Source organism: Streptomyces sp. NBC_00440, assembly GCF_036014215.1.
Taxonomy (GTDB): Bacteria; Actinomycetota; Actinomycetes; order Streptomycetales; family Streptomycetaceae; genus Streptomyces.
This window is the reverse complement of the sequence record NZ_CP107921.1, coordinates 709108-722990: the sequence shown is the minus strand read 5'-3', so window position 1 is coordinate 722990 and position 13883 is coordinate 709108. Positions and strand designations below refer to the sequence as shown.

Below are 13883 nucleotides of genomic sequence, written 5' to 3'. Positions count from 1 at the left end.
GGGTACCGATGGGGCCTCGACGGGTCGCAGTGGCTCCGAGCGGAGCACCTGCCGTTCGGACATGGGCATCCTTGGTCCTCATCTGCGCCGGGATCTCGATCGTCACGCGACGCGGGCGGCGCCGCGAGTCGGCCGCGCCGCGTGACACCCCGTCCACATCCCCGGGACCCGGCCCCGCCCGCTGACCTCCGTCCGCCCCGCCGGCCGCCGGCCCGCCCCTCCGATGGGCTATCCCCGCTCGTGACGCCCCGCTCGCGGGATGAGGGTGGGCAGCACCGGTCGTACCAGGTGTGCGGCCCGCCGTGTCCACGCCCTGCCAGGGAGGCCGTTGTTGTCCACCTCCGAAGCAAAGCCGGGCCGGCCGGGCATCGCCGAGGCGGTCCGGACGGTGCGGAAGCACGCTCCCTACTCCGACACGCAGGGCCCGCCCCTCTGCGACACGCGTGGCCCGGACGACGCGAGCTACGGCTGCACGGGTCCAGCCCGATCGGTCCGGCCCGGTATGCCGGGCCGGGTCTGACCGCCGCCCGGATCCGTGTCACACCCCGGCACGCTGGTCCTGATCATGGCCGCCGCGGTGCTCGCACCGCTGCTGGCCAACGTGGCAGCGCGACGCCTCGCCGTCCCGCTCGTCATCTTCGAGATCGCGCTCGGCATTCTCATCGGCCCCGACGCCCTCGGCTGGACGCATTCGGACCAGGTCATCGACACCCTGTCGAACCTGGGGCTGTCCATGCTGATCTTCCTCGCCGGTTACGAGATCGACTTCGCGGCGGTGCGGGGCAGGACCCTGCACCGGGCGGCCGGAGCCTGGCTGTCCTCGCTGGCCGTCGCCATCGCGGTGGCCTTCCTGCTCAGCGGTGACGACGTGTACAAGGCGTTCGTGATCGGCACGTCACTGACCAGCACAGCCCTGGGCACGGTCCTGCCGATGCTCAAGGACGAGGGGGACCTGCACGGCCGCTTCGGCACGGTGGTGACGGCCTTCGGAGCGGTGGGGGAGTTCGGTCCGGTCGTCGCCACCGCTCTGCTGCTCAGCGGCCGTAAACCCGGGGTGTCGGCCGCCCTTCTGATCGTCTTCGCGGCCGTCACGGCCGCGGCCCTCTTCTGGGCGCTGCGCCCCAGGCCGCCCTGGTTCTCCCGGCTGATCGACAAGACCCTGCACAACAGTGCCCAGTTCGCCGTCCGTTTCGTCATGTTCCTGCTGGCCGGGATGCTGGCTCTCGCGTCGGCATTCGGACTCGACATCCTGCTGGGCGCGTTCGCGGCGGGCATCCTGGCCCGCCTGGTCCTGCAGGGCGCCGCCCCCGACAGCAGCGCCGAAGTCCTGGGCAAGGTGGAGGCCATGGGCTTCGGATTCCTCGTGCCGTTGTTCTACGTGGTGACCGGCATCAACTTCGACCTCCATGCCCTGCTCCACGACGTCCGTTCACTGGTGCTGCTGCCGGTCTTCCTGCTCCTGTTCCTCCTCATCCGGGGAGGACCCGTATACCTGCTCGCACCCCGCGACCTCGACCGCCGCGGCAGGAGGGCGCTCACCCTGTTCGCGGCGACCTGCCTCCCCCTTGTGGTCGCCATCACCACCATCGGCGTCAGCCAGAAGCTCGTCACCTCGGCCGTGGCGGCGGCTCTGGTCGGCGCCGCGATGATCTCGGTGCTGGTATTCCCGCTGCTGGCCAGGCACGTTCGCGCGGGCAGCGACGCTGCACAGCCGGGTCCCCTGGACGCCGAGGAGTCGGAGGCGTGGTAACGGCTCTGCCGGCAACTGATGTTGAGACGTACGGGGCCCCTGAGGCCAGGTCCGGATTCGAAGAGGTCTTCCGTACGGTCGGGAGCGCGGGCCGGCGCCGCATCCGAGGCGGTGGCCCTCAACTGCGCGGCCACACACGGAAAGGTCTGGTTGCCGGCTCTTCAGGTCGGTTACTGTCCGGTCCTGGCCGTGATCCGACGGGTCTGAGGGGTTGGTGTTGCAGTGACCGGATTCGATGAGACCGGGCGCTCGATCTGGTCGGGGCGGGCAGTCGCGTACGCGGCGTCCTTCGCGGCGGTGTGCGCGCATCCGGTCGATGAGCTGCTGGATGCCGTCGGGGCCGGTCCCGACACCGATCTGCTGGATGTGGGCACCGGGTCGGGGAACGTCGCCGCGGGAGCGAGCGCGAGAGGTGCCCGGGTCACAGCTGTTGATGCCGAGCCGGGGATGGTGGAGTTGGCCGCGAAGGCTGTGCCGCTGGCCGATGTCGGTGTCGCCGAGCTGCCCGCTCTTCCTTTCGCTGATGATGCCTTCGACGCGGTGACCGCCAACTTCGTTCTGGACCATGTCGGTCGGCCGCAGCGCGCGCTGGCCGAGCTGGGCCGGGTGAGCCGGCCGGGCGGCCGGATCGCGGTGACGGTGTGGTCCGTGCCGGCCGGGCCCGGGCAGGCACTGCTGGGACGAGCGATGGAGGCCGCCGGGGTGCAGCGCCCTGTCCACCGGCCGGTCCTGGCGCCCGAGACCGACTTCCCGCGCACTGAGCAGGGGCTTGAGGACTTGCTGCTGGCCGCCGGACTCTCCAGGCCCTCCTGCCGGACCATCGCCTGGAACCATCGGACATCCGCACAGGAGTGGTGGCACGGCGCGGCGTCGGGTGTCGGCTTCACCGGTCACCTCATCGCCGCCCAACCGCCCCGCACCAGAGCGGAGATCAAGCGGCATTTCGATCGTCTCAGCGGAGAGTTCACCGGTCCGGACGGTCGGCTCGCGCTGCCGCACAGGGCACTGCTCGCCGGCGGAACAGGATGACCATGCACGATGATCAAGTGGACGTGACCACGGCAACGGTTGCGACCCTGATCCAGGAACAGTTCCCCCGGTGGAGCGGCAAGGAGATCCGACTCCTGCGGTCGACTGGGACGGTCAACGCCATCTTCCGCATCGGGAACGACCTCTCGGCACGTTTCCCTCTGCGTATGGCCGATGCCGCCGATGTGCTGACGGTTCTGCAGCGGGAAGCCCTGGCGAGCACGGAGCTGGCGCAGGTGTCCCGGTTCCCTGCTCCGGAACCCGTCGCCCTGGGAGAGCCTGGAGCGGGCTACCCCATGCCGTGGTCGGTCCAGACATGGCTGCCCGGCACGGTCGCATCGGATGCCGACCCGAGTGGGTCGGAAGCCTTCGCGCAGGACCTTGCGGCGTTCATCGCGGCCCTCCGCACGGCCGGGACACGGGGCCGGCTCTTCAGCGGCGGGGGTCGTGGCGGCGTTCTCACTCACCACGACGCATGGATGGAGGAGTGCTTCGAGGAGAGCGAGGGGCTGCTCGACGTGGACCGGCTGCGCGGGGTGTGGAGCCGCCTGCGGGAACTGGCACGCACGGGTCCCGACGTGATGAGCCATGGTGACTTGATCCCCGGCAATGTGCTGGTCGCCGGGGACCGGCTCAGCGGCGTACTCGACACCGGCGGCTTCGGCCCGGCCGACCCCGCGCTGGATCTGGTCAGTGCCTGGCACCTGCTGCAGAGGGCGCCGCGTGAAGTGCTCCGGCGGACCCTGGGCTGTGACGATTTGGAGTGGGAGCGCGGCAAGGCATGGGCGTTCCAGCAGGCGATGGGCACTGTCTGGTACTACGTCGAGAGCAATCCGGCGATGAGCAGGATGGGGCGCCGGACACTCGACCGCATTCTGGAGTCGACGGAGTGATGTCGCGCCGGTCGCAGGGCGTGACCCGGCTCAGCGGCGGCTGGGTCATGCTCAGTCGCTCCGCGGCGCGGGTGAAGTGCAGCTCCTCAGCCGCGGCCACGAAACACGACAGCTGAGTCAGCGTGAACAATGATGCTCTCCTTGAATGGTCACATCGAAAACCTGTGGTGGACGTGGATCAATCGCGACCGTAGCGTCGAACGTATTCGGCACGGCGGCACGGCGGACGCCGCACCGACACGATCCGGCATCGGCGGGGAGCCAGGGGGGAGAGAACGCACCACGTCCCCACCATCCCAACCGCACCGACCCAGGGACACGAAGTGGCGACCACGACGAACACGACACCCCGAGCCGCGCACGCCGCGCACTCCGTGGGCGCAGCCACCCTCGACCGCATCGCGTGGCTACGTCTCTCGTCGGTGACCCTGCCGCTGTCCACGCCGATCAGCGACGCGAAGGTCCTGACTGGCCGTCAGAAGCCGATGACGGAGGTCGCCTTCCTCTTCGTGGAGGTCGCCACTGAGCAGGGGCACGAGGGCATCGGCTTCAGCTACTCCAAGCGGGCAGGCGGCCCTGGCCAGTTCGCGCACGCCCGCGAGATCGCCGAGACCCTGATCGGTGAGGACCCCAGCGACATCGGCAAGATCTGGACCAAGCTGGTGTGGGCCGGAGCGTCAGTGGGACGCAGCGGTCTCGCCACCCAGGCGATCGCCGCCTTCGACGTCGCGCTGTGGGACCTCAAGGCCAAGCGGGCCGGTCTGCCGCTGGCCAAGCTGCTCGGCGCCCACCGCGACTCCGTGCGCTGTTACAACACCTCCGGCGGCTTCCTGCACACGCCGACCGGGCAGGTCCTGGACAACGCCACCGCATCCCTGGACAGCGGCATCGGCGGCATCAAGATCAAGGTCGGTCACCCCGACGGCACATACGACCTGGCCCGTCTCACTGCGGTGCGCGAGCACATCGGCGACGAGGTGCCGCTCATGGCCGATGCCAACCAGCAGTGGGACCGGCCCACCGCACAGCGCATGGGCCGCGCCATGGAGAAGTTCAACCTGGTCTGGATCGAGGAGCCTCTCGACGCCTACGACGCCCAGGGTCACGCCGCGCTCGCCGCCTCCCTGGACACCCCCGTAGCCACCGGCGAGATGCTGGCCAGCGTCGCCGATCATGTCGAGCTGATCCGGCAGAACGCCGCCGACGTCATCCAGCCCGATGCCCCCCGCATCGGGGGTATCACCCAGTTCCTCAAGCTCGCCGTTCTCGCCGAGCACCACCAGCTGCAGCTCGCACCGCACTTCGCGATGGAGATCCATCTCCACCTGGCCGCCGCGTACCCGATCGAACCCTGGGTGGAGCACTTCGACTGGCTGGAGCCGCTGTTCAACGAGCGCCTGGAGATCCGGGACGGACGCATGTACGTCTCCGCCCGCCCCGGCCTCGGCTTCACGCTCAGTGATCAGGCCCGGGCCTGGACGATCGCCGAACACGAGGTCGGCGCCCGCCCCTGACCCGGCCTGATTCAGACGTAAGGCGCCTGGCCCCCGACAGGAACCGCGCCGCCGCACCGGGCCCAGCTGCGCCCGTGCGGGGCGAGTGGCCGGACACGCAGCCCTTGCCGCTTCCCGGAAACCGCAGAGAGTGACGGATGGTCGGCAGAGCGTCGGCATCCGCTGCTCCGGGACGGCTGCGGGGCGCCGCGACTGTGAGCCCGCCCATAGGGCGTATGTCATGTACGAGGCACGGCAGTAGGGGTGCGGAAGACGTGGCGGACCGCGCACCGGGGTCGTCGACGCCGCTGCGGGCCCGACTACGTACACAGGTAGTAAGGGGCCTCGTTGCCCCGGCCTTCCAGCGGCGCTAACCATGGTTCGAGTCCCGGGGAGCCGAGTGCCGGACCGGTCGGGCCCCGCCCGCTTCCGCTGCTCCGCCCACGACGCGTAGCTCCGTTCCGCTGTCGCCGGCCCCCGCGGCCTCGCACGACATCCCCGAGGTAAGAGGTACTTCCGTATGCCCGCCACCACCCGAAGGACTGATAGCTGATGGCGTACGAGAGCGGGAACGCGATACCCGGGCAGGACGGCCCGGGGCCCGCCGCCCCCGGGCCGGCAGGTGAGGAGCCGCACGGGCGGCGTCCGCGTCGCCGAGCACTGCGGATCACCGCCTGGGCCGCCCTCGGTGTACTGGCGGTCGGAGGAGGAGGCGCGGCCTACCTCTGGTCGCACCTCAACGGCAACGTCAAGGGCGTCGACATCAACGCCGCCCTCGGAAAAGACCGGCCCAGCGACGCGCACAACGGCGCGATGAACATCCTCCTCCTCGGGTCCGACTCGCGTGCGGGAACGCACGGCGAGTACGGAAAGGGCGTCAGCGGCGCCCGGTCCGACACGACGATGGTTCTCCACGTCGACAAGTCCCACCGCAAGGCGAGCGTCGTCAGCATCCCGCGGGACACGATGGTGGACCGCCCGGCGTGCCCGAAGCCGCACGGCGGTACCGTGCCCGGAGCGCACCAGGCGATGTTCAACGATTCCTACGCCGTGGGTGGCCCGGGGTGCACCGTGAAGACGGTCGAGAAGATGTCCGGTGTCCGCATGGACCACTACGTCGAAGTCGACTTCAACGGTTTCAAGAAGCTCATCGACCAGCTCGGTGGTGTGAACATCACCACCAGCAAGGCGATCGACGACAGCGACAGCCACCTCGACCTGTCCGCCGGGAAGCACACGCTCAAGGGCGAACAGGCACTCAGTCTGGTACGGACCCGGCATGGTGTGGGTGACGGCAGTGACCTCGGCCGTATCCAGCTCCAGCAGGCGTTCATCAAGGCCCTGACCGACCGGGTCGACAACATCGGCCTGCTCGGCAATCCGGCCAAGCTCTACGGCCTCGCCGACACCGCGACCCGGACCGTGACCGCCGACTCCGGGCTGGCGTCCGCGGACAAGCTGCTGGGTCTGGCCAAGGACCTCAAGGGCATCAGCCCGAAGAACATGAACATGGTCACGATGCCGGTGACCTACGACAGTCAGGCCCCGGACCGGGTCCTGCCCCTCACCAAGGCGTCCCAGCAGGTCTGGAAGGCGCTTCGGGACGACCGTCCGATTCCGAAGTCCGCCGAACAGAACTCGGTGGGTGACAAGGGCAAGTCCCCGGTCACCGCGAGCTCTTGACGCCGGGCCGTCAGGCCACCGCAGCGCCGGAACCGTGAAGTGCCGACGGATGGGCCGACAGCGGCGTGACGGAGACCGACATGTAGCGGAAGAGCGGCAGATTCCACAGGACGCTGTGCAGCTCGTCGTTGTCCGCGACGTCGAAGACGCTGAGGTTGGCGTACTGCCCGGTGCACCGCCAGATGTGGACCCAGACGCCGTCCCTCTGGAGCGCTTGGCAGTAGGCCTTCTCACGGGCTATCAGGTCCTCGCGTACCTCGGGGGCGAGGTCGTGCGGGATCGCGACATCCATGTTCACTGCGAACAGCATGGTGTTTCCTCTGCTGGTGGAAGGTGCGGGGCGCGGCGGTACGTCAGGCTTTGTCGAGCGCGAAGTCGTACGTCACTTCATTGCCTTCACCGGAATCGGCCGGCGCCGGGGCGAGGATCAGCTCTGGCTTCACAGCCGAGGCGATGTCGTCATCGAGGTGACTTCCGCTCTCGAAGTACAGCTGGGTGGTGATGAGTTGGTGGCCCGGCACGGAGACTTTCAGATGCAGATGAGCCGGGCGCCAGGCGTGCCAGCCGGCCGCGGCTATCAGCTTTCCGCAGGAGCCGTCGGTGGGGATCCGGTACGGGGCCGGCTCCAGGGTGTGAATCTTGAAGTGCCCCTGACCGTCGGCGATGACGGTGCCGCGCAGGTTCCACTCCGGCAGGCCGGGGGCGAACTGCGAGTAGAGGCCGTCGGCGTCGGCGTGCCAGATCTCGACCCTGGCACCGGGCAGCGGCGCGCCGCCGACCGCGGTCACCTGGCCCTGGAACAGCAGCGGCGTACCGGCTTCGCCCACGCGCATGGGCAGGGTGGCTTCCGCAGGAAGGACCGGCGCACCGGGGACGTAGTAGGGGCCTTCGATGGTGCCGCTGGTGCCCTCGCGGTTCTCGTTGGCGACCTCCTCGACGACGTGCTCGATCCACACGTCGAGGAAGAGGGGCCATTCGCCGTCCTGGCCGACCTGGATGAGCCAGGACTTCAGCGCATCGTATTCGGCGTACGTGACCTTGTGCCTGCGGATGACGTCGTGCACGGCGGCGATCGCCTCGGATGCCAGCAGGCCGACGCGCGCGGTGCCGGCGACGGGGGCCTCTGGGTGCTGCTTGCCGCGGAACCGCTCGGTGGCGGCGGCGCCGGACGCTGCCGCGGTGGCCGGGCCGGCGGGGGGCTGCGCGGTGGGGGTCTGCTGGGTGGCGTCGGTCATGTCCCGGTCCTGTTCTGGTGGTTGTGGTGGCTTGGCTTCTTCGGGGTGGGGCGTGGCCCCTTCAGGTGTCCTGGCGGTAGCGGGCCAGCTTGTCCGGGTCGATCGCCACACCGAGGCCGGGCAGGTCCCGTACCGTGAGCCGGCCGTCGCTGATGGTGAGCGGCTCGGTGAGCAGGTCGTCCCTCATGTCCAGGAAGTTGGAGAGTTCCCCGGCGCGGTGGGACGAGGCGGCGTAGGCGGCGCCGAAGGCGACGGTGCACGCGGTGCCCAGCTGGCCGTCGATCTGATTGCCCATCACGACTTCCGCGCCCATGCCCTCGCACTGGAACAGCACGCGCTGGGACGTGGTGAAGCCGGTGCGGGCGGTCTTGATGCTGATCGCGGTGGCCGCGCCGTCCAGGAGCGAGCGCGTCACCTCGGCGGGTGTGACGGCCGATTCGTCGGCCACGAACGGCACCGGGCTCTGCCGTACGAGCCACCGTCGCCCGAGCACGTCGTCGGCGGGACACAGTTCCTCGGCGAGCGTGATGCCCAGCGGGTCGAGCGCACGCAGGGCCCGGGCCGACTCGGACGCGGTCCAGCCGCGGTTGCCGTCGACGTACAACTCGGCTTCGTCACCCAGTACTTCGCGCAGTGCCCGGCACACCTCGACATCGAGCCGTACGGGGCGGCGGCCGACCTTCACCTTGAAGACGCGGATGCCGTACCTGTCCCGCATCCGCTCGGCTTCGGCGGCCATCTTCGCCGGTTCGTCGAATCCGAGCATATGAGAGACCCGCATGGAATTGCCGTGCCCACCGAGCAGCGTGGTGACGGGAAGGCCGAGCGCTTGTCCCGCGAGGTCCCAGAGCGCCATGTCGATCGCCGACTTGGCGACGGGGTTGCCGACAGTACGGCGCAGGTGCCCGTGAACGGCCTCGCGGGCCAGCACGTCCAGGCCCACGAGGTTCGGGGCGAAGATCTTCTCGATGACGGCGATCACGGACTGCTGGGTCTCGCCGTAGGTGAAGGGGCGGGGCGGTGCGTCCGCCACGCCGGTCAGCCCGTTGTCGGTGTGGACGCGGACCAGGACGTGCTCGGCAGTGTGTACTTCACCGCTGGCGAAGCGCAGGGACTTGGCGTAGGGGATGGCGTAGGGGATTGCCTCGATCGCTGTGATCTTCATCGGTGCCTGCTCGCGGTCGTGCGGATGGTCGTACGGAGGGGGGCTCGGTGCGCGCGGATTCCTCGGCAGCCGTACTCGGTGTCCGCCGGGTGCACGCCGAGCACCGGCAGGTCAGCAGGCCACCGGCGGGGCTGAGTCCAGGCGGTGGAAGGACCGGTTGAAGTAGACGAGGCTCTGGCCGCCGGTTCGGGTGCGGACCTGCTCGATCTCCACGAACAGCACGCTGTGCGATCCCATCGGCTTACGGTCCTTGACCGTTCCGACCACGGCCACCAGCGCATCCTCCAGAACCGGCACGTCCTGGCTCCGGTCCCAGATGTTCCAGCTGAACCGTTCGGCCATGGACACCTCGGTGGCACCCGCGAAGTGCAGCGCGAGCTCCTGCTGGTCTCCGCCGAGCACATTGAGGCAGACGCGCCCGTTGGCACTGAACACATCGTGCATCGCACTGCTGCGATTGACACAGACCAGGACGGTCGGTGGGTTGTCGGTCACGGAGCAGACGGCGCTGAGGGTGATGCCGCAGCGGCCGCTCGGCCCGTCCGTCGTGAGGATATTGACGGCGGCGGGAAGATGCGCCATCGCTTCCCGGAAGGCGTCCCTCGATGGGATGCCAGGGGCGTCGTTGACACTCATGGCTGGATTCACACTCATGGCTGGTGGTTCCTCTCTGCGCCGACTGGCGCGTCTGACAGGTGCGGGGTGCGGGTCACCACAGCTCGACAACCAGGCGAGGTGACCTGGAACGGGACACGCACGCCGCGATCTGGTCACCGGCGGCCTTCTCCTTCGCGGTGAGGCAGTGGTCCCTGTGGTCGGGATCGCCGGACAGGACCTGGAGTACGCACGTGCCGCAGATGCCCTCGCGGCAGGAGGTGTCGATAGCCACCCCGTTCGCCTCCAGGACGTCGGCGATGCTCCTGTCGGGTGGCACGGTGAAGACCTCACCGGTGTCGAGCTCGACCTCAAAGCTGGTGCAGGGGGCGGCGTCCTCCTGTTCGCCTGCCTGGAACAGCTCCGAATGGATATGGTCCGCCGGGAGTCCGCGACCCGCGAGCGCGGCCGTCTGCTCCATGAAGCCCGGTGGCCCGCAGGTATAGACGTGCGCCTGTGCGGGGAGCCCCGTCAGTTCGTCCGCGAGCACCGCCGTGGTGCCCGCACGGCCCAGCCCGAAGTGAAACGCGACCCGGTCCGCGAAGGCGGCTTCTTCGAGGAGCCCGGCGAGAGCCGCCTCCGAACGGTCGCGCGCCACATAGTGCAGCCTGAACTCGGCGCCTGCCGCGTGCAGTTCGTACGCCATGGCCAGCAAGGGAGTGATACCGATGCCTGCCGCCACCAGGTGGTGCTCACTCGCTTGCGGGACGACGCCGAAGAGCCGGCGCGGTTCACCGACGAGGAGATCGGTGCCGGTCGTGACCTTGTCGTGCAGGGCCAGTGAGCCGCCGCGGGAATTCTCCTCACGTTTGACTGCGATGGTGTAGAAGCCGATGTCGCCGGGCGGGCCGCACAGCGAGTACGGGCGGGTGACACCGGTGGGGCCGGTCACGTCGATGTGGGCGCCGGCCGCGTAGGGAGCGAGGGGGCGGCCGTCGGAGCGAGCCAGTCGGAGCACCTTGACCGCCGCCGTCTCCTGGGCGGTCTCGGTGACGGTGACAGTGAACATCCGTCTGCCTTCGTGATGGTTGGGGTTCGTTGCGGGGCTGCTCAGCGCATGTACAGGCCGCCGTTGGCGTCCCAGCAGGCTCCGGTGACGGCGTCCGCGTGCTCGGATGCCAGGAGGACGGCCATGTCCGCGATGAACTCGGGCCGTCCGAGCCGGCCCACCGGGATCGATGCCTCGATCTGCGCGAGCCTGTCCGGCGCGACGCTCTCGCGTACGACCGGCAGGTCCTGCGGTCCGGGCGAGACGGCGTTCACCGTCACACCCCGGGGGCCCAGCTCACGGGCGAAGACCTTGGTGAGCGTGGCCACTCCGCCTTTCGCCGCCGCATAGTGCGCGCCGGTCGCGGTGCCTCCGTTCTGTCCGGCGAGCGAGCCGATGTTGACGATGCGTCCGTAGCCACGTCCGGCGAAGTAGGAGCCGAGGACCTGGCAGCCGAAGAACGTACCGTTGAGGTTGGCGGAGACGACCGAGGCGAAGCTCTCCGGGCCGATCTCCATCAGCTGTTCGACCTTCGAGTAACCGGCGTTGTTGACCAGCACATGGATCGCGTCCCACTGCTCGACGAGAGCGTCCCGTGCGTGGACGAAGGCGTCCTTGTCGCGGACATCCAGGCGGAGGCCGAGCGCGGACTGCCCGCTCGGGTCCAGCGATGCGGCGGCCGCGACCGCGGAGTCCCCGTCCAGGTCGGTCAGCGCGACCCGGTAGCCCCGACCGTGCAGACGGGCCGCGATGCACGCCCCCAGACCGCGGGCCGCCCCGGTCACCAGCGCGACCCGGGGGGAGGCGCTCTCATCGGGCCGGTACGTTCCCGGCGCGCTCACAGCAGGAACCCCGACGCCGTCACGGCGTCCTCGGCGTTGACCAGGCGTACGACCTTGCGTGCGATCCGCGGACCTCCGGCGGTGAACACGATGCGGTGGCTGACGTCGGCGGCGAGCACGGACGTCTCCTCCCGCTTGTAGGCGACGAGGATCTGGCCGGAGTCGATCTCGACCGCGTCCGCGTCCCGGCCCGTGACCACGAAACGTGACACGGACCGGACCGTGCGGGCCGCAGCCACCGCCGAGATGGAGAACTCTCCGCTGAGGCGCTCGATCCGCATGCGGCGCATCCGGTCGTCGTCATAGACGAGATTGAGGGTGGCCGCGAAGTCCGCGGTCTCCCGTGCGATGGGGATCACGTACTCCCCGCCCTCGGCCCACAGGGCGTCCCACTCCTCGTACCGCCGGGCGTCCAGCAGATGGGCCTCGTGCCAGATCAGCGAGACCGAGTCCAGCGCCCGCCGGTCGTCGAACGGCAGCCCCGGCTCCCGGGCCATCGCGCTGAAAGTGTCACTTGTCATCGGCCATCATCCTTTTCCACTTGCTGTACGCCTCCCGCATGCCGGTCTCGTCCGTCGCATGGGAGGTGGGCTGCCCGAGGTCGTCGGTTGTCTCGCGGCCGAGACCCCGGTTGACGAGGATCGGCAAGTCGGCGCCGCCGGCGACGCCCCGCTGCACCCGGCTCCACGCCTCGGCGTCGTCGGGACTGCCGAACCCGAACGGGCCCTGGAAGTGCTCGTGGATGCGGAGCCGTTCGCGGTTGACGATCTCCGGACCACCGTCCAGGCCGAGGGCGACGTGCCGGATCTCCGTCTCGTTCACCGAGAGGGGCCGCAGCACCCGGAAGAACGACATCGACATGGCAACGTTCGGGAACAGGTTCAGGTTGAAACCGACGCCGTGCATCGCACGGACGATCCGTCGGACCTTCTCCGGTGGCATGTCCTTGGAGAGTTCCTCAACGATGTGGCTGAAGCGGTCCTGGAGCTTCTCCGTGCCGTCGTCGGCATCGAAGTCGACATGGTCGGAGACGCTGACGGCGACGCTGTGGCCGTTGCCCAGCGCATGGGTGACCGCCGTCTCGTCGGTCATGATCGACAGCATGCTCGCCGTCTCGGCGTCCACCGAGGACATCCAGGAGCGGTGCACGATCGGGAAGTGGTACCAGTCGGTGGTGTTCTCCAGCTGGATCTTCCAGTTGCCCTGGAAACGGAACTTGTGCTCGCCCTGCACCTTGACCGGATAGCCGGCGCCCTGCTTCATGAACCGGTCGATCCACAGGCGGGCGCCGCCGAGGAAGTCCTCCAGAGGCTCGACGTCCGGGTTGAAGCTGGCGAAGATCATGCCCGCGTAGATGCCCACTTCGAGGCGCTGCAGCGGCAGATCCTTCTTCTCCGCGACGCCCTCATAGCCTTCGGGGTAGGGAATGCCCCGCAGCCTCCCGTCCAGGGCGTACGACCAGGCGTGGTAAGGGCAGGTGAAGCCGTTGCTGTTGCCCTTGGGCAGCTCGCAGACGCTGGCGCCGCGGTGCCGGCAGCGGTTCAGCAGGACATTCACACCGCCCTTGCGGTCACGAGTGACGATGACGGGCAGCCGGCCCACCCAGGCCGTCTTGAAGTCACCGGCCTCGGCAACCTCGCTCTCGTGCGCCACCCAGACCCAGGTCTTCTGGAAGATCCTGTCCATCTCCAGCTCGAACAGCCGGGGATCGGTGTACAGCGTGCCGGAGACGCGGTCGTTCCCGACGAGCGCCGGGAGATCGGGGACCGTGGTCATCGGGTGACCTCCGGCTCCGGCAGCGAGCGGCCCATCCGGGCTTCGATCTTCATGTAGCGCCACAGGCCGTGCTCGCCGACCTGGATGGTGCGGAACAGATTGCAGGCGGCCGCGACGGTGGGCTGGTCGACGACGTCGGCGAGGACGTACGAGGTCCACGGCCAGGAAGCGGACGGCCCGACCATGTGACAGTCGTCGTCGAAGGTGCCGAGGACTTCGACACCTGGCAGGGCGGCGAGGTCGGCGAGCATGGTGGTGAAACCGTTCCAGACCTCCTTGCCCCGGCCGGTCGGCAGGTCGAAGAAGTTCTGGTTGACGCCTATGCAGAAGAGCACGCGCAGAGGGTCGGACGAGGCAGGCTGGGGCATGAGGAAT

At 69.1% G+C, this 13883-nt stretch carries 14 protein-coding genes and 1 pseudogene; 5 read left to right on the top strand and 10 right to left on the bottom strand.

All coding sequences use genetic code 11. The annotated features are described in order from the left end of the window. Nucleotides 1-535: 535 nt before the first annotated feature. From OHB13_RS03270 to OHB13_RS03260, 3 genes are all read left to right on the top strand, one after another. On the top strand, nt 536-1750 hold the full coding sequence (locus OHB13_RS03270; RefSeq protein ID WP_328375477.1) for a cation:proton antiporter: 1215 nt from the start codon (nt 536-538) through the stop codon (nt 1748-1750). 222 nt (nt 1751-1972) lie between these two features. Continuing rightward, nucleotides 1973-2779: a class I SAM-dependent methyltransferase gene (locus OHB13_RS03265; protein WP_328375475.1), complete on the top strand. Its 807-nt coding sequence runs from the start codon at nt 1973-1975 to the stop codon at nt 2777-2779. Next, the gene (locus tag OHB13_RS03260) at nt 2776-3672 is read left to right on the top strand and encodes an aminoglycoside phosphotransferase family protein (RefSeq protein WP_328375473.1); all 897 of its coding nucleotides are present in this window, start codon (nt 2776-2778) and stop codon (nt 3670-3672) included. Before OHB13_RS03265 ends, OHB13_RS03260 begins: the two co-directional genes overlap by 4 nt. Before the next feature lie 25 nt (nt 3673-3697). Here OHB13_RS03260 and OHB13_RS03255 read toward each other — a convergent pair. Continuing rightward, a pseudogene (locus OHB13_RS03255) lies at nt 3698-3802 on the bottom strand (LysR family transcriptional regulator); the annotation flags it as partial. Between the two features lie 193 nt (nt 3803-3995). Here OHB13_RS03255 and OHB13_RS03250 point away from each other — a divergent pair. Continuing rightward, entirely contained in the window at nt 3996-5186 is a 1191-nt protein-coding gene (locus OHB13_RS03250) for an L-talarate/galactarate dehydratase (RefSeq protein ID WP_328375471.1), read from the top strand. 531 nt (nt 5187-5717) lie between these two features. Further along, on the top strand, nt 5718-6848 hold the full coding sequence (locus OHB13_RS03245; protein ID WP_328375469.1) for an LCP family protein: 1131 nt from the start codon (nt 5718-5720) through the stop codon (nt 6846-6848). Between the two features lie 10 nt (nt 6849-6858). On the opposite strand, the gene catC is transcribed toward OHB13_RS03245, so the two are convergent. The 9 genes from catC to OHB13_RS03200 form a co-directional block, all read right to left on the bottom strand. Further along, nucleotides 6859-7158 carry a muconolactone Delta-isomerase gene (gene catC / locus OHB13_RS03240; protein WP_266859494.1) on the bottom strand — a complete coding sequence of 100 codons (300 nt, stop codon included), beginning with the start codon at nt 7156-7158 and terminating at the stop codon, nt 6859-6861. 43 nt (nt 7159-7201) lie between these two features. Further along, nucleotides 7202-8083 (bottom strand): catechol 1,2-dioxygenase, encoded by an 882-nt coding sequence (gene catA, locus OHB13_RS03235; protein ID WP_328375467.1) that lies wholly within the window; start codon nt 8081-8083, stop codon nt 7202-7204. 61 nt (nt 8084-8144) lie between these two features. Then, nucleotides 8145-9248: a mandelate racemase/muconate lactonizing enzyme family protein gene (locus OHB13_RS03230; RefSeq protein ID WP_328375465.1), complete on the bottom strand. Its 1104-nt coding sequence runs from the start codon at nt 9246-9248 to the stop codon at nt 8145-8147. A 111-nt stretch (nt 9249-9359) separates the two neighbouring features. Continuing rightward, on the bottom strand, nt 9360-9884 hold the full coding sequence (locus OHB13_RS03225; protein ID WP_328375463.1) for a flavin reductase: 525 nt from the start codon (nt 9882-9884) through the stop codon (nt 9360-9362). 73 nt (nt 9885-9957) lie between these two features. After that, complete coding sequence (locus OHB13_RS03220; protein WP_328375462.1) at nt 9958-10911, bottom strand: PDR/VanB family oxidoreductase; 954 nt, start codon at nt 10909-10911, stop codon at nt 9958-9960. Nucleotides 10912-10952: 41 nt separating this feature from the next. Beyond that, nucleotides 10953-11732: an SDR family NAD(P)-dependent oxidoreductase gene (locus OHB13_RS03215; RefSeq protein ID WP_328375460.1), complete on the bottom strand. Its 780-nt coding sequence runs from the start codon at nt 11730-11732 to the stop codon at nt 10953-10955. Then, nucleotides 11729-12253: an aromatic-ring-hydroxylating dioxygenase subunit beta gene (locus OHB13_RS03210; RefSeq protein ID WP_328375458.1), complete on the bottom strand. Its 525-nt coding sequence runs from the start codon at nt 12251-12253 to the stop codon at nt 11729-11731. The genes OHB13_RS03215 and OHB13_RS03210 overlap by 4 nt, the downstream gene beginning before the upstream one ends. Further along, entirely contained in the window at nt 12243-13508 is a 1266-nt protein-coding gene (locus tag OHB13_RS03205) for an aromatic ring-hydroxylating oxygenase subunit alpha (RefSeq protein WP_328375456.1), read from the bottom strand. The genes OHB13_RS03210 and OHB13_RS03205 overlap by 11 nt, the downstream gene beginning before the upstream one ends. After that, nucleotides 13505-13876, bottom strand: a complete 372-nt coding sequence (locus OHB13_RS03200; RefSeq protein ID WP_328375454.1) for a hypothetical protein — start codon at nt 13874-13876, stop codon at nt 13505-13507. The genes OHB13_RS03205 and OHB13_RS03200 overlap by 4 nt, the downstream gene beginning before the upstream one ends. Nucleotides 13877-13883: the final 7 nt, after the last annotated feature.